Origin of the sequence: Enterobacter sp. Sphag1F (assembly GCF_014193275.1) — a bacterium.
Lineage (GTDB): Bacteria > Pseudomonadota > Gammaproteobacteria > Enterobacterales > Enterobacteriaceae > Pantoea > Pantoea symbiotica.
This window is the reverse complement of sequence record NZ_JACHZD010000005.1, coordinates 267,748-289,721: the sequence shown is the minus strand read 5'-3', so window position 1 is coordinate 289,721 and position 21,974 is coordinate 267,748. Positions and strand designations below refer to the sequence as shown.

The 21,974-nt window shown below is 54.7% G+C and carries 21 protein-coding genes; 10 read left to right on the top strand and 11 right to left on the bottom strand.

The genetic code is table 11. The annotated features are described in order from the left end of the window. Window positions 1-130 precede the first annotated feature (130 nt). Window positions 131-1,540: an MFS transporter gene (locus tag FHW71_RS17410; RefSeq protein WP_179452403.1), complete on the bottom strand. Its 1,410-nt coding sequence runs from the start codon at window positions 1,538-1,540 to the stop codon at window positions 131-133. A gap of 115 nt (window positions 1,541-1,655) precedes the next feature. Here FHW71_RS17410 and FHW71_RS17405 point away from each other — a divergent pair, with 115 nt between their 5' ends. Continuing rightward, the gene (locus tag FHW71_RS17405) at window positions 1,656-2,510 is read left to right on the top strand and encodes a helix-turn-helix transcriptional regulator (protein ID WP_179452404.1); all 855 of its coding nucleotides are present in this window, start codon (window positions 1,656-1,658) and stop codon (window positions 2,508-2,510) included. Between the two features lie 4 nt (window positions 2,511-2,514). Here FHW71_RS17405 and FHW71_RS17400 read toward each other — a convergent pair whose 3' ends face one another. Next, complete coding sequence (locus tag FHW71_RS17400) at window positions 2,515-3,507, bottom strand: capsular polysaccharide synthesis protein (protein ID WP_179452405.1); 993 nt, start codon at window positions 3,505-3,507, stop codon at window positions 2,515-2,517. 335 nt (window positions 3,508-3,842) lie between these two features. Here FHW71_RS17400 and FHW71_RS17395 point away from each other — a divergent pair, with 335 nt between their 5' ends. Beyond that, a complete protein-coding gene (locus FHW71_RS17395; protein WP_179452588.1) occupies window positions 3,843-4,550 on the top strand; it encodes a phage antirepressor KilAC domain-containing protein in 708 nt (235 codons plus the stop codon). A 38-nt stretch (window positions 4,551-4,588) separates the two neighbouring features. Here FHW71_RS17395 and FHW71_RS17390 read toward each other — a convergent pair whose 3' ends face one another. The 4 genes from FHW71_RS17390 to FHW71_RS17375 form a co-directional block, all read right to left on the bottom strand. Further along, a complete protein-coding gene (locus FHW71_RS17390) occupies window positions 4,589-5,080 on the bottom strand; it encodes a GNAT family N-acetyltransferase (RefSeq protein ID WP_179452406.1) in 492 nt (163 codons plus the stop codon). Window positions 5,081-5,240: 160 nt separating this feature from the next. After that, window positions 5,241-6,266, bottom strand: coding sequence for a Gfo/Idh/MocA family oxidoreductase (locus FHW71_RS17385; protein ID WP_179452407.1), 1,026 nt, complete (start codon window positions 6,264-6,266; stop codon window positions 5,241-5,243). Between the two features lie 123 nt (window positions 6,267-6,389). Beyond that, entirely contained in the window at window positions 6,390-7,262 is an 873-nt protein-coding gene (locus FHW71_RS17380) for an arginase family protein (protein WP_179452408.1), read from the bottom strand. Window positions 7,263-7,378: 116 nt separating this feature from the next. Beyond that, entirely contained in the window at window positions 7,379-8,290 is a 912-nt protein-coding gene (locus tag FHW71_RS17375) for a DMT family transporter (RefSeq protein ID WP_179452409.1), read from the bottom strand. Between the two features lie 241 nt (window positions 8,291-8,531). Between FHW71_RS17375 and FHW71_RS17370 the strand changes: the two genes are divergently transcribed. Together FHW71_RS17370 and FHW71_RS17365 are read left to right on the top strand one after the other, a co-directional pair. Then, window positions 8,532-9,104 (top strand): TetR/AcrR family transcriptional regulator, encoded by a 573-nt coding sequence (locus tag FHW71_RS17370; RefSeq protein ID WP_179452410.1) that lies wholly within the window; start codon window positions 8,532-8,534, stop codon window positions 9,102-9,104. Window positions 9,105-9,328: 224 nt separating this feature from the next. Continuing rightward, window positions 9,329-10,756, top strand: coding sequence for a trehalose-6-phosphate synthase (locus FHW71_RS17365; RefSeq protein WP_286176312.1), 1,428 nt, complete (start codon window positions 9,329-9,331; stop codon window positions 10,754-10,756). Between the two features lie 45 nt (window positions 10,757-10,801). On the opposite strand, the gene FHW71_RS17360 is transcribed toward FHW71_RS17365, so the two are convergent. The 3 genes from FHW71_RS17360 to FHW71_RS17350 form a co-directional block, all read right to left on the bottom strand. Continuing rightward, window positions 10,802-11,983 carry an FAD-binding oxidoreductase gene (locus FHW71_RS17360; protein WP_179452411.1) on the bottom strand — a complete coding sequence of 394 codons (1,182 nt, stop codon included), beginning with the start codon at window positions 11,981-11,983 and terminating at the stop codon, window positions 10,802-10,804. A 118-nt stretch (window positions 11,984-12,101) separates the two neighbouring features. Next, window positions 12,102-13,043: a 2-hydroxyacid dehydrogenase gene (locus tag FHW71_RS17355; RefSeq protein WP_179452412.1), complete on the bottom strand. Its 942-nt coding sequence runs from the start codon at window positions 13,041-13,043 to the stop codon at window positions 12,102-12,104. Between the two features lie 234 nt (window positions 13,044-13,277). Beyond that, window positions 13,278-13,739, bottom strand: a complete 462-nt coding sequence (locus tag FHW71_RS17350; RefSeq protein WP_061719050.1) for a helix-turn-helix domain-containing protein — start codon at window positions 13,737-13,739, stop codon at window positions 13,278-13,280. Between the two features lie 189 nt (window positions 13,740-13,928). Here FHW71_RS17350 and FHW71_RS17345 point away from each other — a divergent pair, with 189 nt between their 5' ends. From FHW71_RS17345 to crtB, 5 genes are read left to right on the top strand one after another with little or no spacing between them, the layout of a single operon-like run. After that, window positions 13,929-14,834 carry a polyprenyl synthetase family protein gene (locus tag FHW71_RS17345; RefSeq protein ID WP_061719049.1) on the top strand — a complete coding sequence of 302 codons (906 nt, stop codon included), beginning with the start codon at window positions 13,929-13,931 and terminating at the stop codon, window positions 14,832-14,834. 14 nt (window positions 14,835-14,848) lie between these two features. Further along, the gene (locus tag FHW71_RS17340; RefSeq protein ID WP_179452413.1) at window positions 14,849-16,126 is read left to right on the top strand and encodes a glycosyltransferase; all 1,278 of its coding nucleotides are present in this window, start codon (window positions 14,849-14,851) and stop codon (window positions 16,124-16,126) included. Continuing rightward, window positions 16,126-17,292 carry a lycopene beta-cyclase CrtY gene (gene crtY / locus FHW71_RS17335; protein ID WP_179452414.1) on the top strand — a complete coding sequence of 389 codons (1,167 nt, stop codon included), beginning with the start codon at window positions 16,126-16,128 and terminating at the stop codon, window positions 17,290-17,292. The genes FHW71_RS17340 and crtY overlap by 1 nt, the downstream gene beginning before the upstream one ends. Then, on the top strand, window positions 17,289-18,770 hold the full coding sequence (locus FHW71_RS17330) for a phytoene desaturase (protein ID WP_179452415.1): 1,482 nt from the start codon (window positions 17,289-17,291) through the stop codon (window positions 18,768-18,770). The genes crtY and FHW71_RS17330 overlap by 4 nt, the downstream gene beginning before the upstream one ends. Beyond that, entirely contained in the window at window positions 18,767-19,696 is a 930-nt protein-coding gene (gene crtB, locus FHW71_RS17325) for a 15-cis-phytoene synthase CrtB (protein WP_179452416.1), read from the top strand. The genes FHW71_RS17330 and crtB overlap by 4 nt, the downstream gene beginning before the upstream one ends. On the opposite strand, the gene FHW71_RS17320 is transcribed toward crtB, so the two are convergent. Next, a complete protein-coding gene (locus FHW71_RS17320; protein ID WP_008108032.1) occupies window positions 19,635-20,168 on the bottom strand; it encodes a sterol desaturase family protein in 534 nt (177 codons plus the stop codon). The genes crtB and FHW71_RS17320 overlap by 62 nt on opposite strands. Window positions 20,169-20,397: 229 nt before the next feature. On the opposite strand from FHW71_RS17320, the gene FHW71_RS17315 reads away from it, so the two are divergent. Beyond that, window positions 20,398-21,588 carry an MFS transporter gene (locus FHW71_RS17315; protein WP_179452417.1) on the top strand — a complete coding sequence of 397 codons (1,191 nt, stop codon included), beginning with the start codon at window positions 20,398-20,400 and terminating at the stop codon, window positions 21,586-21,588. Here the strand turns inward: FHW71_RS17315 and FHW71_RS17310 are convergent. Then, window positions 21,581-21,925 (bottom strand): helix-turn-helix transcriptional regulator, encoded by a 345-nt coding sequence (locus tag FHW71_RS17310; RefSeq protein WP_179452418.1) that lies wholly within the window; start codon window positions 21,923-21,925, stop codon window positions 21,581-21,583. The genes FHW71_RS17315 and FHW71_RS17310 overlap by 8 nt on opposite strands. Between the last annotated feature and the right edge of the window lie 49 nt (window positions 21,926-21,974).

Genomic DNA, 21,974 nt, shown 5'->3' with positions numbered 1-21,974 from the left:
AGCCCGTTAACTGCGGCGATATGTTCCGGAAAAAAGACCGCTGAGCCAAAGGTAAATTCAGCGCGACTCACGGATTTTCGGTTGTTTTACAATAAGGTGGAAAGCTCCTGCTGAAATCTGCTCACAAGAATTACCCTTCCGCCGTTACCGGCTGAAACGTGCGGCGATTGAGGCTGGTGAAAATCACCAGCAATGCCATGATCACCAGCTCAACGCTGAGCGTGCCGGTGATCGCCGCCAGATGATTGCCGTGCGTGTAGATCTGTGTGAATACGCCGCCCAGCAGCATCGGGCCTAAACCCAGCGCCGACTGCTGTACCGTTGAAAGCACCGCGCTGCCCGCGCCCGCCTGATGATGCGGCACGCCGCTCATGCCAATACGGTAGAAGGTGCTGACAATAAACGACTGACCAAAGCCAATCAGCAATGTCGCGGGGATCAACGTGAAGATGCCGACCTGCGGCCAGGCGAATTGCAGCGTGGCGATCAGGGCCAGCAGCCCAACCATCTGAATGCCGCAGCCCATCAGCAAGGCGCCGCGCTTACCTAAACGCTCGACGATACGCGTCGATTGCATCGCCCCGATAAAATAGGCCACGCCCAGCGCGATAAACGCATTCCCGGACTGAAACGCTGTCAGCCCTAAACCGGCCTGCAGCGTCAACGCCACTGAGAACATAAAGCCGCTCCAGCAGGAGAAGAACAGCACCGCCAGCGTCAGGCCAAATCGCACGCTCGGCAGACGCAGCAGTGAAGGCGGCAGCAACGGCGCGCCGTTGGCCGCTTCCAGACGCAGCGAACTCTGGCGCAGACGATGCAGAAACAGCGGGAACAGCACCAGCAGCAAGATGCACGGCCACGACCAATGCAGCAGCGGACCGAGCGCCAGTGCCAGCATCAGGCAGCCAATCGCGCCCGCCAGCAGCAAGGTACCACTGACATCCACCGGCACGCGCTGGGTGTTCTGCGTTTCCGGCACAAAGCGGCGCGCGGTGATCAGCACAAACAGGCAAATCGGCAGATTGATCAGGAACACGCTGCGCCAGCCGTAACCGCCGATATCCGCTTTGATAAGAAAACCACCCAGCACCTGACCGATGATAAACGCCAGCCCGCCAATACCGCCGTACAAACCGATGGCGCGCGCATGCGCTCTGCCCTTCAACGTAATGTGCAGCGTGGCGAGAATTTGCGGCACGATAAAGGCCGCGCCCACGCCTTGCAGCGCGCGGGCAAACATCAACAGGCCAACGCTGTTTGCGATGCCGCATAATAAAGATGCAATACCAAAGATCCATACTCCGGCGAGGAACACGCGGCGGCGGCCATAATTGTCACCGAGGCGCCCGCCCATCGCCAAACAGATGGCAAAGGCGATGCCGTATACCGCGACGATCAGCGCCAGCTCGATTGCCGTGGCCTGTAGCGTGTGGGCCATCGCGTCTAACGCTACGTTAACGATAGAAAAATCAATCATGGGCAGCAGTTGCCCGGCAAGCAGGACCATCAATCCTGTGCGTTGAAGTTGCGATGTCTGCATCGGTTTTACCTTGTTTTTGCTGTCAGTACGGCATAGCATCACCTAACCATTAAACGGGTACCAGTTCTTGTTTATCATGGTATAAATACTACCCGTCTTGTCGAAGGATCTGCTTATGAGCCTGGCATCCGCGCCTGTTACCACCGAACAAAACAACCGCAAATTACTTGGTACTTTTCTGCGCACGCGCCGCGAAAACCTCGATCCCAATCGGCTCGGTTTGCCGCGCATGCGCCATCGCCGCACGCCGGGTTTACGCCGTGAAGAAGTCGCGCAGTTAGCGGATGTTGGCGTGACCTGGTATACGTGGCTGGAACAGGGGCGTGATATTAAAGCCTCGCCAAAAACCCTGACGGCGATTGCCAGCGCGTTGCAGTGCAACGATGTGGAAACGCAGCACCTGTTTTCGCTTGCCGGACATGCGTTACCTTCGGTACGCGTGGTAGCGGCCTGCTGCAAAATTGCCGCGCACAATCAACAGATGCTCGACGCTATCCAGTTACCGGCGATTATTGAAACGCCGCGCTTTGATATTCTCGGTTACAACGCTGCGTGGTGTGCCTTGATGGGCGTGGATTTAGCCGAGATCGCGCTGGAAGATCGCAACTGTATCTGGCTGGCATTCAATCATCCTGCATGGCGCAAAGCGCTGAATGATTGGGATGAAGTGATGCCGCAGATGGTGGCGATGTTTCGCGGGCAGATGGGCGAGCACCTTGGCGATCCGCACTGGGAAAGCTTTCTTGCCCGCCTGTTAAACAGTTCAGATGAGTTTGCGCACACCTGGCAGCGCTATGAATTGGGCCAGGTGGAGAATCGCGTGAAACGCTTTTACCGCGACGAAGTGGGTGAACTTACACTGCGGCAAAATAACTGGTGGTCAGCGTCGCGCAACGGCGATCGCCTGCTGGTGTATGTGCCGGACGATGAAACCAGCGCCGCGGCACTACAACAGTTGATCAATCCCTGATGTATTATGCCTTGCTCGTCAGCGCTGGAAGCGGCGTCTGCGGGCGGGCGCCTTTCTGGCTGGTTAACAGAATCTGACCCAACAAGCTGTCTTTGTTCACCACGCCATACTTCAGGTTGGTGTCGAGATATTTACGATCAAATCCCGTCAGTTTGGTCAGCGGCGGCAAGACGGCGGGCAGACGATCCACCATCAGCATGCGGCTCAGCTTCACCGGCCGCCACTCCACCAGACTTTGATACAGCAACGCGCTGGCCTCGCATTTACGTAGATAGAAGTTGTACTGATTATTCTCACGCAACGCCTGCTGCTGCGCAATATACACCACCAGATAATCCGGTGGCGTAATGCCCTGAACAATGGTTTCGTAATCGGGCAGTGCGAGCAGGCGACGGAAAAATTCGTCGGCGCCCACTTCGACAATCGGGCGGAAAAAATGCAGCCAGCTCGCAATAAAGGCGTTATTTTTCGGCGCGGCCAGGAACCAGGATTCAATCACCGGATAGGCTTTATCCAGCGTGGAACTGTCGCGGTAGAAGGCGATCAGGTCATAACGATCGTCAACATTCACCGCCAGCAATTCGTCCATTGTGCGATTGAGAATGATGGTGGCATCCATCCAGATTCCGCCATAGCGATGCAGCAGTTCCAGCCTGATGACGTCACTTTTATGGGAAGGACGCATATCCTGATGCACGAAGTGTAGATCGGGCAGATAGTGCTGGATATTCAGGTTATTGATGACCGTTACCAGATAACCGGGATTTTCACGCACGATCTTGTCGACAAAAATCTGCACTTCTTGCGGCAGCGTTTCGCTTTCCCAATACATCCAAATCTGACGCGGAATGGCCGCAGGTGCGGTCTGGCGCACAACCAAATTAATATCCTGCTCTGCGGCGGGATTGTAATCAGGCAGCGTTTGGCGTTTGGTCAGCTTTTTTTCCGCCAGTAAACCTAATGAGACCAGATGGGTTTTAAATTTATTCTTTTTCATCGTTTCTCCAGCAGCATAGCCGCCAGTTAACTACTTATTGCTGTTAAAAAGGCATACATCAGCCCTGCACGTAATGCTGCAGAAAGCCGATAAAAGCCCGGAAAATTGGCTCAAAACTATCAAACAGCCCTCATCGCGACAATTTAATAAACCCCGAAAACCTCACTTTAAGAGAATACGCAGGGATTACGCGGGACTGCGCTGGCTTTGTGAAACGTTACGCAAAGCCGAACAACTTAGGTGAACGGTTAAAAATAATACTGGATATATAAACAGTGATGCGTATACTTATTCAACAGCTACAAGGCTGAGTAAGTCTGCAAGAGGTGATAATGATGATGATCTCAACGGAAAGTCTGTCTGCTTTGAATGCATCGATGATGATGAGCAGCCGCGAAATTGCCCATTTCACGGGCATCACGCACGGCGAAGTGAAGCGCCTGGTCAAAAGCCTGGAAACTGCACAGCGTCTTTCCCAACCTTTGATGGTGAATCTGTATGAGCATCAGGGTGAAGTGCGTCAGGAGTTTCATCTCAACAAACGCGATTCATTACTTGCCGTTGCCCGGCTTTCGCCTGGCTTCACTGCGGAATTACTCGATCTTTGGCAGCAGCGCGAACAATTTACTCATCTGCCTGATTTCACCAATCCAGCGGAAGCAGCCCGCGCCTGGGCGGAGCAGTTTGAGCAGCGCCGGGCGGCTGAGCAGCAACTTGCGTTGTCTGCACCCAAGGCTGAATTTTTTGATCGCTTTGTTGAGATCGAAGATTCGCTCGGCTTTCGTCAGCTGTGCAAGATGTTGAAGGTCAAGGAAACCGAGTTTCGTGAGTTCCTGTTAGAACGCAACATCATGTATCGCGAAAAAGGCACGCTGGCTCCGCAGCAGCACCATATGCAAGCGGGTTATTTCACCTTGCGCTCCGGGCGTGGCGAGAATCAGCATGCTTTCTCACAAGCGCGTTTTACCGCCAAAGGCGTGAAATGGGTGGCCAGTTTATGGGCAGGACATCTGTCAGCTCAGCTGAAAGGTGTGGCTGCATGAGGTGAGATTCGGGCCGCCATAAATGGCGACCCGACGAATTACAGCGTCATCAGCATCTCATGCCACGCCATGCCACCGTGGTCTGACTCGGACGGTTTGACGTACTGATAGCCCCATTTTTTATACAACTCAACGTGCTGGGTTTTGCACATCAGATGAATGGTTCTTTTATCCATTTTCTTCATCAGGTCAATAAACTGGCGCATCAGCAGCGATGCATAACCTTTGCCCTGATAAGCAGGATCAAGCACCACCGACATAATGACGGCGTTCGGTGCTGCGGGATCGTGGCCGATTAACTCTTTGAACGCTTCATCCGACATCACCACATCCCACGCGCAACCAGCGTTGATAAAACCAATCACCTTGCCGTCGGTTTCCAGACATAAAAATCCCTGCGGATACTGCGCGATGCGGGTAGCAATCTTTTCACGCGTGGCGGCTTCATCACCTTCGTAAGCCTCAATCTCAATCGCGTAACAACGATCCACATCGGCCAGCCTGGCTTCTCTAAATACTAACGTCGACACAACTAAACCTCTTCGAGTCACTTCTGAGCAGCGGTCATTCTAACAGGCCGAATGTCCCGGTGCGTATAAATGCGCCAGCCCTTTGTAGGGTCGCCATTCATGGCGACCGATTCACCTTTAACTGACAAGCCTTACGCCATTTATGGCGACCAGAAAATGATCACTCCAGCGTCACCACTCGGTTTTCCCGTGCACTGACAAAAGCCGCATCCAGCACCTCTAACACTTCAATCGCCTGATCAGTGGTCACCGGCGGTTCGGTGCCGTTGCGCACCGCGTCGGCAAACGCTTCATAATAGGCATGATAAGCGCCCTGCTCCGATGGCACCGCTTCGTCGCCTTCAGCATGATGCAAAATGCCCCAACGATCGCGCTGCTCGTAGCCCCAACCCGCTAAATCATCCACCGGTCGTTTACCGGCAAAAATCGCCTGCGCCTGCACATCGGTGCCTTGCGACAGATAGCTGCCCTTTTCGCCGTATAAGCGCAGTTCGCGGCAAACCATGCGATTGAGTTTGGTGGCAGAAACATAGGAGTGCGTACCATTGTGATGCGTTAGCGTCAGCACAAAACTGGCATCGGTGGGGCCTTCGGGTAATTCGACAATATCCAGCAGCGCATACACCGATTTCACCGGCCCCATCAGCCAGATAGCCTGGTCCACGATGTGGCTACCGAGATCGCGCAGCAATCCGCCGGTTTCACCGCCTTCCAGCGTCAACGCGTCATCAAAATCCATGCGGTTATGCAAGCGCCAAACTTTGCCAACTTGCTGTTGTTCAATGACTTTCTTCAGCGTCAGAATATCAGCGTCATAACGGCGGTTGTGATAGACGCTCAACACCACGCCTTTATCAGCAGCCGCCGCAGCCAGTTCCCGCCCGGTTTTGGCATCGGGTGCGAAGGGTTTATCGGCGATTACCGCTACACCGGCTTCAATCGCTTCCAGAACCAGTTCACGACGGGTTTGCGGTGGCGTGGTGATAGTGACGATATCCACACCTGCCGCCAGCATTTCAGTCAGGCTGGCGAAGATCGGCACATCGGGATAGTCCGCTTTTGCTTTTGCGATGGTCGCAGGCGCGCGTGCAACAATGCCCGCCAGCTCCAATCCGTGTGCTGCCTCAATGAAGGGCGCGTGGAAATGTTTGCCGCCGGTGCCGTAACCCACAATGCCAATTTTCATGCTGTCTCCGTGTGAGATAAATGCGCGTTAACATCAGCTCCGGGCGTATCAACACGGCTCCGAAGCGATGTTTCATGCCATGCCAGCCGTCCAATATCGCGGTTCTGGCTGGCATTTGCTCTCTTATCTTAACAGCGGAAGCGAACCCAGCATTTTTTTGAGATTAATAGCATCCCACGGAAGATGCTCGGCGACGGTCAGGCCTACCGTTTCTGCTGCTGCGGATGCATTGCTGATAAGCTGGATAACATCAGCAATTGCAACGCGTCCTTCTGCAGCATCGCCAAAGTCGTGCTGGCCTCTTCCGGGCCGGGCAAACAAAACAGAGCGGAACATGGCAGGATCAAGCACATCCAGATCCAGATGAATAGCCAGATATTGTATGTTCTCCCGTTTGATCCAATCCATCACGGCTTGTCCTCCTTGCCTCACCTCATCTGGGCCGCAGGTGGCGATACCGCGCTCAGCAATAAATGCCGCTTCATGCTCGAGAGCATCATGTATACCGGCGATCATCACCTTTTCCGGAGCAAGCGGGTGGCTGATATCCCGCGTCAGATCGGCGTCGCCATTTCCCAGCAATGCACCCAGAACATGGGCATGAGAGTGAGAAAAGTGGTCGGGCGTCATGACGTCAGGGTGCGAATCGACCCAAAGTACACCGAGCTTTTCACCGTACTTTTCGACCAGATAAGAGAACGGAGCCAGCGAGACCAGGCAGTCGCCTCCCAATGTCACCAGCGTGTCAGGATTATGTTCACTAATCACATTTCGGGCGCGTTTGAGTTGAGAAACAACCTGACTTCTGCCGACGATGCCATTTTCATTTTCCAGAACAACACCCGCTGGTGATGCAACATCAACTTCGGCCGTCACGCCTTTTTCTGTCGGCGCAAGCCATGCAAGAAGCTGCGAGCCAAAGTAATATGATTCATTATTGCCGCCCTGCCACTGCGGAAAAATCAGTCGCAGGTTTTTTCTGCCGCAATCGGTCATTCGTAGCTCCCTTCAGTTTTCATTACCTTCAACAACGGATTCAGCGCGCCCATAAATGAATGAACACTCATTCATTTTATCAGCAAAAGTGATTCCTGCAACTAGGCACGAGTTCATCAGGAGATCATCTCCTGCTGCACACGACGCCCAATATTCACCTCAGCAATCACGATTGAAGCAACGATGAGGATGGTCGCAGCGACGTCAGTCATCGTGATGCTCTCGCCAAAAAATAACGCGCCGGCCAGGATTGCCGACACCGGCACCAGAGCGACAGTCATACCGGCCGTGGCGGCCCTAACCTTCCAGATTCCGTGGAAAAAGAAAACATAGGGCAGCGCCCATACAAACAGACCGTAATACACCACGATGATCGCCTGACTATGGGTTATGGAGGAAAGATGGAAGCTTCCGCCTTCCATCAACGACAGCGGAAAGGAGAGAACCGCGCCTAACAGACAAACTCCCGTAGCCATGGTAATGGGCCGTAACTGTGAAGAGAGTTTTTTAGCAAAAATAATGACTGATGCAGTGGCAAGCGTTGAGAGCGCCAGAAAGATAAGGCCTGTCACGGTGTTGTGTCCGGTGTTGCCAGCAGTGGGAGTGGTCATCACGATTACGCTAAGAACCGCCAGTACAACCGCAAAAGCTGACTTCAACGTCAGTTTCTCACGCAGGAAAAGCGCCGAGAAAATCAGGACAAACGCCGGTGCTACACTGGTGATGACCGAGGCCGCAACGGCGGAAGTATCCGGCAGCCCGTAAAGTAAAAAGACCGTGTAAAGCACGGCACCAAACAGCGCCTGCACCCCAATGGCTGCCCAGTCGCGCAAAGGAATGTTAAGCCACCGCGTCCTGTCAATCATCAGCGAAAGTGGAAACAGCGCAGCCAGCCCCGTCAGGAAAGTGATGAATGTGAACGTCCATGTTGGGATGGATTCCATCGCCTCTTTGGCTACCGGATAACTCACACCAACCAACATGTAGCAGATGGCTACACAGATGACGCCAGAATGTTTCTTTATCATTTTTGCACCTCGAAGTGGAAACAGCAAGATGAATGAACGATCATTCATTTATGTTGAAGTGATACTGTTTCCTGTTCGCCGTGAAAAATAGGAAATTACTATGACGTTCGCTTTCGCCATGCGTGATAAGCACAACGCCTGCACGACAGGATCGCTGCAAAAATCCAGCAGCACACCGTGTCAGCCGTATGGTCAACGACGCTGTAAAAAGGATAACATTGCGCCTCAAAGGAGATAATTAATGACCAAAGATTCCGCTACTTACCATAAATTGATCACCGCTGCGGCTGACTGCTTTGCCGAAAAAGGATTCAATGCATCCAGCGTGCGTGAAATCGCCGTTCGTGCGGGAATCAGTCAGGGCGCGATGTACACCTACTTTAAAAGCAAAGATGAATTGATTTCGGCCATTGTTCTGGAAGAACAAAAATCCGCGTTGAATGCACAGAATGAATCCTTTTCTGGCTCCTACATGGAAAGGATCCACGCGCTGGTTTCATCCTGCATCAGTGATGTTGGCTATCCTGCTACACACCATCTTTGGGTAGAGATCATTGCGGAATCGGCACGGAACGCTTCTCTCGGAGATACTTTTATTTCCAGTGATATAGCGATGCGCCACGGTATCGGCAATATCATTCGACAAGGCATTGCGAGTGGAGAGTTCAGAAAAGACATTATCGTGGAAGAAACCACTATTATCCTCTTTGCCATTATTGACGGGCTTATTGCGCGCAAGGCCATCAATAAAGATTTTTCACCACACAAGGATCTCACCACATTCAGTGTAACCTTAGCCCGCCTTTTAACCTGATGGTTTTTACAATGGCAGCCATTGATGAGGTAGCATTATTCAACAGACGCTATCGAATAATGAAAACCCAGCGTATTTGTATTAAATTTTTATAACTCTCACTGCTATTTTTACGACTTTTTTACGGGTTGGTCGGCTAGATTAATTTCATCGACAGCACTGAAGGATTCGCAGGAGTAGCTAAAAATGAAAAATAGTAAATTCACTGACAAAAGGCTAATGCTATGTCAGGCTTAATTTTGGTATCACACAATCAAAATAACCACTCAACGCTTTCAAGCATTTATGAAAGTATATTGACGCGGCGTGGTGGCATGTGGGTGAAATGGAGTGGCGAGTTTGAGTCTTTTACCACTGAACCTCATCGTGAGCTGAATTTTACTAGTGGTAAACACTTCGACACGCTGACATTCCGCTTGACCAAATCAGAATATGAAGAAGGTTATCATCAATATATCCATCAGGGATTATGGCCGGTATTTCATCAGCGTCCCGATATGGCGCGCTTTTCTACCAGCAGCCAAATCGGTTATATGAAACTGAATGAAACCTATACACGCGCCATCAGTGAATATGCCATGCCCGATGATGATATTTGGTTACAGGATTATCACCTGATCCCCAGCATTAAAATGCTGCGCGATGTCGGCCTGATAAATCGCATTGGTTTCTTTTTCCATCAACCTTTCCCGGCGGGACAATCATTTGAATCGGTGCCGAACTGGCGCTATCTGGCCGATTCCCTATTATGCGCCGATCTGATTGGTTTCCAGACCACCCACGACATGAACAATTTCACCGCCTGGATTGAATCCCGATTCCGTTGCGAACGCCAAACACCTTACACGCTGCGTATTCATGGCCGCCAGATTCGCGTCGGCGTATTCCCGGTGGGCATTGATACCGCCGAAACCAGCGCGCTGGCTGAAAGTAACAGCTGCCAGTTTATGGAGCAGCAATGCCGCGAAACCCTACCGGAGAATCTCATCCTCAGCGGCGGGCATTTTGACGACAGCACCGGCACGCCTTACCGTATCAGCGCGATAGAAGTTTTACTGCGTCAACACGAGGAGTATCACCACAAGTTTTCGTTGGTACAGCTGGCTTCAGCGGCGTCAGGCTACAGCCATCGTATCAAAGCTTTGTCGCGCGATTTAGAAACCCGCTGCGGCGAAATGAACGGCGTGCACGGCGAGCTGAACTGGTATCCGGTGAGTTATTTGAGCAATCACTATTCGCGTGAAGAGCTGTGCGGATTTTACCGTGCGGCGCGCGTGGCGCTGGTTACACCGCTGATAGCCGGAATGAGTTTGATGGCGAAAACCTATGTCGCCGTGCAGGATCATGCCAATCCCGGCGTGCTGATTTTGTCGCAGTTTGCCGGCGCCGCCGAACAGATGCAGGGCGCGCTGTTGGTGAATCCTTACGATCCCGATGCTATCGCCGATGCCATTCATACCGCGCTCATTATGCCGCTTTCGGTGCGTCGCGAACGTCACGCCAGCCTGCTAAAAAATCTGCATCTGCATGATTGCCATAAATGGGCCGAAAGCTTCATCAATGCGCTGCAGCCGCGAGAACAGGATTTCGATTTAACGCTTAAGTCGGGTGCGATGATTTCCAATGGTTTTAGCGGGCGACTGCGTTATTGATTCAAAATGGATGAGGCCGCCTGCGGGCGGCAATCAACCCGGACGTTATTGCGCCGCCGGGAAATTACGCTTTATAGGCGCAAACTCTTCCACGCTTTTCCCCAGCAGACGTTGCGGGCGGAAATCACTGAGCAGTTCACTTGCTACATCGCTGACGAGCTCTTCAGCCACCAGCTTGCCAATCAATGGCGAAAGCGTAATGCCGCTGTGCGTCACCGCCACATACACGCGCTGATGTGCTGTGACATAACCGATTGCCGGTAAACCATCGGCAGGTCGGGCTCGTTGCCCTACGACGATTTGTTCAATGTGCAACTCGCCCGCATCCGCAAACAGAGCGTGATAACGCGCGCGGAACTGCGCGGCGATATCACTGGTCTTCGACGGTGGCGCAGCTGAATCGGCCAGGTGATCCAGTTCTAACGCTTGCAGCAGCAAACGACCGCCGCCGTCCGGGCGTACGTTGAGTTGCGGAGAGATGAGATTGGCACTGAGCGACAGCGGCTGCGGCGCGGTGCGCACCAGAAAACTGCAGGCCACGGCGTTCGGTTTGCTGGTATCCAGCAACGCCAGATTGAGTCCGAGTGAATTCAGCAGCTGATTGGCCCAGCGTCCGGTGGCTAATACGATACGATCGCCCTGCCACTGCTCTCCGTCCTCAAGCTGCAGCGTAACCCGATCGGCACTTTCGCTGATGCTATTGATACGCTGATGCTGGTGCAGCAACGCGCCGCGCGCTTTCGCTTCTGACCATAACCGCGCCAGATAAAGCGCCGGATGCAGCACCGATTCTGTTGGGAAGTGCCACACGCTGCCGCAGATGGCCTGCGCCCGTAGCTCCGGGATATCGCGCAAAACATCCGCTGGCGACACTTCACGCGCCGCATAACCGGCCGATTGCAGCGACGTCGCACGCTGCAGCAAACGTTGTTGCGCATCGCCCTCGGCGGCCCATTCCCATGTACCGCCGGTTTCCAGCCAGCGCAATCCATTCGGCTGCGCGTGCTGCAGTTTGAGATGCTCTTCCATCGAGAGCGCATTAAGCAGGTGATAACTTTGCGGCTGTTTGCCGTTGGAGTTCACCCAGGCAAACGTGGTGCTGCTGGTGCCCGCACCAATGTGTTGCTGTTCAAATACGGTAACTTCAACGCCCTGCAACGCTAAGGCGCGCGCCACCGCTAATCCGATAACGCCGCCGCCAATAATGGCAATTTTCTGTGCTGTCATAATGGGCTCCTGAATTAAGTGCCGCTATCATAACAGCCTGGCTGAGCGAAAATTGCTATTACTAAATAGGGATAATTTATCTGGATATAAGAATTTCATCTTACTCCGGATGCTTAAATTATACCGACGTTAGAATCTTCCCATCGGCGAAATAGGCCAGCAAATTCTCCAGCACATTATTGGTCATTTGCGCGCGCGTTTCATGAGTTGCACTGGCAATATGCGGCGTCAAAAGCACATTTTCCAGTTCACGTAGCGCGGGATTAATTTTTGGCTCATCCGGATAAACATCCAGCGCGGCACCTTTAATGGTTCCCTGCTGCAATGCCGCGATCAGGTCGGGTTCATGGATTACCGTGCCACGCGCAATGTTGATCACTACGCCCTGTTTGCCGAGCGCCGTGAGCACTTTGGCATTTACCAGCTGGAAATTCTTTTTGCTGCCGGGCAGGGCCAGCACCAGAAAATCGCTAAAGGCAGCAAGTTGCTCGATGTTGTCGCAGCGCTTATAGCTCACGTTTTTCGCCGAACGCGCGGTATACGCCACCTCCATGCCAAAAGCTTCGGCACGGCGCGCAATCGCTAAGCCAATCGCGCCCAATCCGGCGATACCGATTCTTTTTCCGCTGGCGCGGCTGGAGAGCTCAACGCCGTTATTTTCCCATGCACCGGATTTTGCAAACTGATGGTAAGCCACCAAATTACGCGAGAACGCCAGCGTTAACGTCAGCGCCAAATCGGCGACATCGTCGGTCAGAATATCGCGGGTGATGCTGACCTGAATATCGTGTGCGGTCGTGTATTTAAGGTCGATACGATCGGTGCCGACGCCGAATACAGCGATGGCTTTACACTCGGGCAATTGCTCAAGCAAAGCTGTTTCAACCCCAACATCGCCACGCGTAACGATGGCTTTGATTGCTTTGCCATGCTGCTGAATAAATAGCGCTGCGTCTTGTTGCTCATATAAGCGATGGCAGTGGAAATGTTGCGTGAGCTTTTCATCTAACTGAGGCATGACCGGCTGAATAATCAGTACGGCAGGTTTGGTATTCGTCATTATATTGTCCATTAGCGGTATTTATTTACCACCAGCCTAACGGAGTTATTTATGTTACGGCGTTGCTGTTACTTATTTCGCTAATAAGATCACGCTGAAATAAATGCCATGTAGCAGCATAGCGATTCAATCGTTGCTAAATGAGAAAACGAAACTTGTCTAATGCGCTTACTGTCATCGGTAAACCTTGCCGTAATAGCGAGTCCAGTACAACAGCATAAGGTGAATGGTTCATCAGTAGAAATTGAGATCCTGTCCCTGGTCGGCCAATTCCTGCATTGCCTCATTACTCTCTTGCGCACGTTTATCTTTGAATTGCATAAGATCAGCAAAAAGCACTCGACGATGGCGACCTGTTTTATGGTAGGGAAGCTGACCTTGCTCTAACAGTTTCACCAGATGTGGGCGTGAAACGTTTAAAATATTCGCCGCTTCCTGCGTAGTTAATTCTGCGTGTACAGGAACAACCTGAACCGCATTTCCCACCGCCAACTCACCTAAAACAGCCATCAGTAGTGTCAGAGCTGACGTTGGCAGTTCAATCTGATGCGTTTCGTTGTCTGCATCCTGAATGGTTATTTTTTGTGTTTCCTGCTTGGTGGATAGATACGTTGCGAGCTCCCTCTGTCCGCGCAAAGCGGCCTCAATCTCCTTCGGAGCCGGAAGGCTCAAGCTATCCAGAATTGAGTTTTTCATGCGTTTTCCAATTAATTGTTTGTGGTTGCTAATTGCAGTCAGAGAATAATAATCGCAATAAACGAAACAACCAACATTCGAAATAAACGAAACGCAAATTTACCACACGGCCCTCGCTGGCGAACTCACCTTACGCAGTCTACGGTTAATCAAAAAGCATAAAAAATTCACCAACCATGGATAGCCATTATGACCACCCATGTCGACACCACAGCACATCAGACAAGCGAGCTCCTTCAGCTGCAGCAAATTTTACAGACGCATCTTGAACATTTACTGCCTGCCGGACAGCAAAGCGATCGCGTGCGTGCCGCGATGCGTGCCGGTACGCTGGCGCAGGGCAAGCGCATCCGTCCTTTATTACTGCTGCTGGCAGCGCGCGATATGGGTTGCGAGCTGTCGCAAAATGGCGTTCTGGATCTCGCCTGTGCAGTGGAAATGGTACATGCGGCATCGCTGATTCTGGATGACATTCCTTCGATGGATAACGCGCAGATGCGTCGTGGTCGCCCTACCGTACACCGCGAGTTTGGTGAAAACGTGGCGATCCTCGCCGCTATCGCGCTGCTTAGCCGCGCATTTGAGGTGATTGCCATTGCACCCGGTTTGCCTGCCTTGCAAAAGTCTGAAGCGATTGCCGAGCTCTCTGCTGCCGTCGGCCTGCAGGGCTTGGTGCAAGGGCAATTCCAGGATCTGCACGACGGTGCACAGAGCCGCAGCCCGGAAGCGATCGCCCTGACCAACGAACTGAAAACCAGCGTGCTGTTTCGCGCCACGTTGCAAATGGCGGCGATAGCCGCTGACGCTTCACCGCAGGTGCGGCAACGTCTTAGTTTCTTCGCCCAGGATCTCGGCCAGGCGTTTCAGCTGCTCGACGACCTCGCCGACGGCTGCAAACACACAGGTAAAGATGTGCATCAGGATCAGGGCAAATCCACGCTGGTACAGATGCTCGGTGCTGACGGCGCGGAACGTCGCTTACGCGATCACCTGCGTAGCGCCGATGCACACCTTGCCTGCGCCTGCCATCGCGGCATCGCCACTCGCCAATATATGCACGCGCTGTTTAATCAACAGCTAGCGATGTTCAACTGAGCGCGGCTCCGCCGGTGGGCCACTTTGCGGTGATCGCGCCGCCGCTTTATAGCCACTTTCACGCGTTGCAGGCGTTAGCACAAACGCTGCTGGCGCGTGGCCATCGCATCACCTTCATCCAGCAAGCCGATGCACGCACCTTGCTCAGCGACGAACGCATTGATTTTGTTGCCGTCGGCCAGCAGACGCATCCTGCCGGTTCACTGGCGCCCGTGTTGCATCGGCTGGCTTCGCCGGGCGGCCTGTCGCTGTTTCGCGTGATCAACGATCTGGCGTCCTGCACCGATATGCTGTGCCGCGAACTTCCTGCGGTGCTGAAAGCGTTGAACATCGATGGCGTGATCGCCGACGAAATGGAAGCGGCAGGCGGATTGGTCGCTGAAGCGCTGCATCTGCCGTTTGTCTCGGTGGCCTGCGCCTTGCCGGTCAATCGTGAAGCCGGGATTCCGCTGGCGGTGATGCCCTTCCGTTTTGCACAGGATGAGAAAGCGCTGAAACGTTTTCAGGCCAGCAGCGATATTTATGATCGCATCATGCGTCGTCACGGCGACGTGATCCTCAAACACGCGCGGGCGTTTAATTTGACGGAGCGGCGCGGATTGCATCAGTGCCTATCGCCGCTGGCACAAATCAGTCAAATGGTGCCGGCCTTTGATTTTCCACGTCAGCAACTGCCCGCCTGCTATCACGCCGTCGGGCCACTGCGCGTCCCGGTTTCTCCTGCGCCGCTCAATGCGCCCTGGCCGGCGCTGCGCCAGCCGGTGATTTATGCCTCGCTGGGAACGCTGCAAGGCCATCGCTTCCGACTGTTTCTGCATCTGGCCCAGGCGTGCCGCCAGCAGCGGCTGTCGTTGGTGATCGCCCATTGTGGGGGATTAAACGCCGAACAGGCGCACCAGCTGGAGCTCGCTGGCGCGGCGTGGGTGACGGATTTCGTCGATCAACGCGCCGCCCTGCAGCACGCCCAGCTGTTTATCACCCATGCTGGATTGAACAGCGCGCTGGAAGCACTGGAATGCGGCACGCCGATGCTGGCGCTGCCGATTGCTTTTGATCAGCCTGGCGTGGCGGCGCGCATTGAGTGGCATGGTGTCGGTAGGCGCGCATCGCGCTTCAGCCGCGTTCATCAACTGGAGCAACATCTGCAACAATTGCTGACCGACGATCGTTACGCGCTACGGATGTCAGCGATACAGGCACAACTGCAGCGCGCAGGCGGTTGCCAGCGCGCGGCGGACATCGTCGAGCAGGCGCTGTGCCAGCAGCAAGTTGTGCTGGCGGAGGCGACCTGATGCGCGCGCAATACGATGTGATTTTGGTCGGCGCTGGACTGGCGAATGGCTTGATTGCGCTGCGCCTGCGTCAGTTGCAGCCGCAGCTGAAATGCCTGTTGCTGGAGAGCGACGCGCATCCAGCCGGTAATCATACCTGGTCGTTTCATCATAGCGACCTCAGTGCCGAACAGCTGCGCTGGCTGCAACCGCTGATTACCGTGCGTTGGTCAGGTTATCAGGTGCGTTTTCCTGCGCTGCGCCGCAATCTGGACGGGGATTATTGTTCCATCGCGTCAGGCGATTTTGCCCGGCATCTTTACGCGGCGATGGGTGACGATCTGTGGACAAACACAGCCGTACAACAGGTAAAACCCACGCAGGTGACGCTGGCGGATGGCCGTGAACTTGCTGCGCAAGTGGTGATTGATGGTCGCGGCCTGCAGCCGACGCCGCATCTGCAGCTGGGTTATCAGGTGTTTCTGGGACAAGAGTGGCAGCTGGCGCAGCCGCACGGCCTGCAACAGCCGATCCTGATGGATGCCACCGTCGATCAGCAAGCGGGCTATCGGTTTGTTTACACGCTGCCGCACAGCGCCGATCGGCTATTGATTGAAGATACCCATTACGTTAACCAGCCCACGCTGGCGGAGAACACCGCTCGTCAGCACATCGCCGACTATGCCAATCAGCAAGGCTGGCGGCTTAGCACGCTGCTGCGTGAAGAGCATGGCATTTTGCCGATTACCCTGAGCGGCGATATCGATCGATTCTGGCAACAGCAGCGCGGCCAACCGTGCAGCGGCCTGCGCGCCGGACTGTTTCACGCCACCACCGGTTACTCCTTGCCGTCCGCCGTGGCGCTGGCGGAATTGGTGGCAGCGCTGTTGCCCACCGACGCCAGCACGCTCAGCCAATACATCGAACGCTTTGCCCGTCAGCAGTGGCGCGAGCAGCGATTTTTCCGCCTGCTGAACCGCATGCTGTTTTTGGCCGGCAAGCCGCAGCAGCGCTGGCGCGTGATGCAACGCTTTTACCGGCTTGATGCCGGGTTAATTAGCCGCTTTTACGCCGGGCAACTGCGCCTGCGCGATAAAACGCGAATTCTGTGCGGCAAGCCGCCGGTGCCCATCGGTGAAGCGCTGCGCGCGCTGTTGAATTCTGTCGAACCAGGGAAGAAAAAATGAAACGCACTTATGTGATTGGCGCAGGCTTTGGCGGCCTGGCGCTGGCGATTCGCCTGCAAGCGGCGGGCATACCAACCACCTTACTCGAGCAGCGCGATAAACCGGGCGGGCGTGCCTATGTGTTTGAGGATAGCGGCTTTACCTTCGATGCCGGGCCAACGGTGATTACCGATCCCAGCGCCATCGAAGAGTTGTTCACGCTGGCGGGAAAATCGCTAAGCGATTACGTCGAGCTGATGCCGGTCACGCCCTTCTATCGCCTGTGCTGGGAAGATGGCAAACAGCTCGATTATGACAACAATCAGCCGCTGCTGGAGCAGCAGATCGCCACGTTCAATCCTCAAGACGTTGAAGGCTATCGTCAGTTTCTCGCCTATTCGCGCGAAGTGTTTAAAGAGGGTTATCTGAAACTCGGCACGGTGCCGTTTCTGCAGGTGCGTGACATGCTGCGCGTCGCGCCGCAGTTGGGACGTCTGCAAGCATGGCGTAGCGTCTACAGCATGGTGGCGAAGTTTATTCAGGACGATCATCTGCGCCAGGCGTTTTCCTTTCACTCATTGCTGGTGGGCGGTAATCCTTTTGCAACGTCATCGATCTATACCTTAATTCATGCGCTGGAACGTGAATGGGGCGTGTGGTTTCCGCGCGGCGGCACCGGCGCGTTGGTGCAGGGCATGGCGCGACTGTTTGAGGACCTGGGCGGCGAGCTGTTACTGAATGCCGAAGTGAGCCAGCTGGAAACCAGCGGTAATCGCATTAGCGGCGTTCAGTTAGAGGACGGACGACGCTTCGATGCCGCCGCTGTGGCCTCCAATGCCGACGTGGTGCATACCTACGACAAACTGCTGCGCCATCATCCGCTGGCAATGAAACGTGCGACATCGCTGAAGCGTAAGCGCATGAGCAACTCGCTGTTTGTGCTCTATTTTGGCCTTAATCAGCCGCATGAACAGCTCGCGCACCACACCGTCTGTTTCGGTCCGCGCTATCGAGAGTTGATCGATGAGATTTTTAACAGCAGCCAGCTGGCAGAAGATTTTTCACTTTACCTGCACGCGCCCTGCAGCAGTGATCCGTCGCTGGCACCGCCCGGCTGCGGCAGCTTTTATGTGTTAGCGCCGGTGCCGCATCTCGGCACCGCTGATATCGACTGGCAACAGGAAGGACCGCGCTTGCGCGATCGAATTTTTGCTTATCTGGAGCAGCACTACATGCCGGGATTACGTCAGCAATTAGTGACACACAGAATGTTTACCCCGTTTGATTTTCGCGACACGCTTCATGCCCATCACGGCTCGGCGTTCTCGCTAGAACCGATTTTGACGCAAAGCGCCTGGTTCCGTCCGCATAACCGCGATGCCGATATCAGCAATCTCTATCTGGTGGGTGCCGGTACGCATCCGGGCGCGGGCGTGCCCGGCGTGATCGGTTCGGCCAAGGCCACCGCCAGGCTGATGCTGGAGGATCGCGCCGAATGAATCGACAGCCTTTACTTGAGCAAGTAACGCAAACCATGGCGGTCGGCTCGAAGAGTTTCGCCACCGCCGCCAAGCTGTTTGATGCACCGACGCGCCGTAGCACGCTGATGCTCTATGCGTGGTGTCGTCACTGCGACGACGTGATTGATGGGCAAACGCTGGGCGAAGGCGGCACGCAGCATGCTGTCGAAGACGCGCAGGCACGTATGCAGCATCTGCAAATTGAAACCCGCCGCGCCTTCAGCGGCGCGCACATGGATGAACCGGCGTTTAAAGCGTTTCAGGAAGTGGCGATCATCCATCAGCTGCCGCAACAACTGGCGTTTGATCATCTGGAAGGATTCGCCATGGATGCGCGCGACGAACACTATGCCAGCTTCGACGATACGCTGCGTTACTGCTATCACGTCGCGGGTGTAGTCGGTTTGATGATGGCGCGCGTAATGGGCGTGCGCGACGAAGCGGTGCTCGATCACGCCTGCGATTTAGGTCTGGCGTTCCAGCTCACCAACATTGCGCGCGATATCGTTGAAGATGCCGAAAATGGTCGCTGTTATCTGCCACAAACCTGGCTCGATCAGGCGGGATTACGCGCCGATACGCTAACTGCACCGCAACATCGTGCAGCGCTCGCCACACTGGCAGCGCGTTTAGTGACGGAAGCGGAACCCTATTATCACTCGGCGCGATCCGGCTTACCGGGCTTGCCGCTGCGCTCGGCGTGGGCCATCGCTACGGCTCGCGGCGTTTATCGCGAAATTGGGGTGAAAGTTCAGCATGCCGGTGTGCACGCCTGGGATTCACGGCAGCGCACCAGTAAAGGTGAAAAACTGGCGCTGCTGGTGAAAGGGGCCGGTTTGGCCATCACTTCGCGTGTGGCTCGTCCTGAACCGCGTCCGGCTGGTCTGTGGCAGCGTCCTCGTTGATTTTACGTCCGTGACGCTGGCGCAGCGTGGCTTGCAGCTTATTCAGCGGTGGCGCGTAGAGGAAACCAAATGACACGCAGCCTTCACGCCCGCGCACCGCATGATGCATGCGGTGCGCCATGTATAAGCGCTTGAGATAGCCTTTGCGCGGGATGTAGCGGAACGGCCAGCGTTGATGCACCAGGCCATCGTGCACCATGAAGTAGAGCGCACCGTACGTCGTCATTCCGGCACCAATCCACTGCAGCGGCCACATGCCTTGCACACCGACATAAATCAGCACAATCGCCAGTACCGCAAACACCACCGCATAAAGATCGTTGAGCTCAAACTTACCGCTGTGCGGTTCATGGTGCGACAAATGCCAGCCCCATCCCCAACCGTGCATGATGTATTTATGCGACAGCGCCGCGACGATTTCCATCACCACCACGGTTGCCAACAAGATAAGCACGTTCCATAACCAGAGCATTATTCGTCCATTTGTGGAAAAGGGAAATACTAAAGGTGGACGCGGATGAGCGATGGCGCAAGCGACAAATTTAATATGACCGCACTCGATAATCCGTCGACTTTACATCTCCCCACTCACTCGTTAGTATTGCCCTCCTTTCAGCGGTCAATCGCCGCTGCGTAAGCGTTAACGTCAACCAACGCACCATAAGCAGACTCGGTCTGCCTCATTGCTATGGTGCGAAAATATGACCCATACCGCGTTATCTGCGAATCCTGCTCTGCGTCGTTCTGGTTTTTTCCTGTTCTTACTGCTGCTCACAGCGGCCAACTTGCGCACGCCAATTACCGCGGTCGGCCCGGTGCTGGAAAACATCCGACTGACGTTTGGCTTGAGCGCCAGCGCGGCGGGCGTGATCAACTTCTTGCCGCTGTTGATGTTCGCTACCTTAGCGCCACCTGCAGCCTGGTTCGGCAACCGTTTTGGTCTTGAGCGCAGTTTATGGGGCGCATTGCTGCTCATCACGCTGGGATCGATTCTGCGTATCAGCGGCAGTGAATATGCGTTGTGGGCGGGAACCATCATCCTGAGCTCGGGGATTGCGGCGGCCAACGTGCTTCTGCCGCCGCTGATTAAGCGGGATTTCACCGAACACACCGCGCGATATGTTGGCTTGTACGCGATGACCATGGCAATCACCGCCAGCATTGCGTCGGGCGTGGTGGTGCCGCTGGCAGAGCTAAGCAGTGCGGGCTGGCGACTCTCATTAGCAGTGTGGCTGGTTCCGGCGATCGTCGCGCTGTTAGCCTGGCTGCCGTATCTTAAGAAGCCTGCGTCTCAGGCAAAAAACAGTGCCAACAGTACATCAACGCGCTCACCGTGGCGCGCGGCCTTAGGCTGGCAGGTTTCGCTGTTTATGGCCTGCCAGTCGCTGGTGTTTTACACCCTGATTGGTTGGTTCACGCCTTTCGCGCAAGACAGCGGCATTAGCCAGCTGGAAGCGGGCGGCATGCTGTTTGTCTATCAGATTGTGGCCATCGTTTCGAATCTGGCCTGCATGAGTGCACTGAAGAAAATGCGCGATCAGCGGGCGATTGGTTTTCTCGCCTCGCTGTCGATTTTTGTCGCTGTCGCCGGACTGTTAATTGCACCGAATTATGCGCTGCTGTGGCTGATCCTGGCGGGATTAGGCGCTGGCGCATCGATGGTGATTTGCCTGTCACTGTTTAATCTGCGCACCCATGATCATTTGCAGGCGTCGAAATTGTCGGGCATGGCGCAATGCGTCGGTTACGGATTAGCGGCGCTGGGCCCGCTCTGTTTTGGCCTGCTGCATGATGTCAGCGGCAACTGGCAGTGGCCGCTGGTGCTGCTGTTGGTGATTGCGGCACTACAGATGGTTGTGGCTACGCTGGCTGGGCGGGCGCGGGTTATTTAACCTGGAACTCATCCAGCGTGGTGCGGGTCAGGGGATCTTGCTGAGTAGCGCTTAACAGCGAATCGAGCAAACCCGGAAAACGGGCATCGAGATCGTCGCGTCGCAGCGACAACAGATTTTCACGTCCTGAGGGTTTCTGCCAGATAATGCCGCCCTCGCGCAGCACGCGCCAGTGATGAGTTAAGGTGGATTTGGAGACGCCTTTCAGCAGCGATCCGCAGGTGTGTTCGCCGCCGTCCGCCAGAATGCTGATCACCGTCATACGCATCGGATTGCCCAACGCCGCCAGCACATTCTCTAGCCTGATTTCGTCGCGCTGTGGGTGGTTTTCCAGCATGGCGTGCCTCTTGATAGTGGGTAGAACCACGAATTATCCGGCAGGCAAG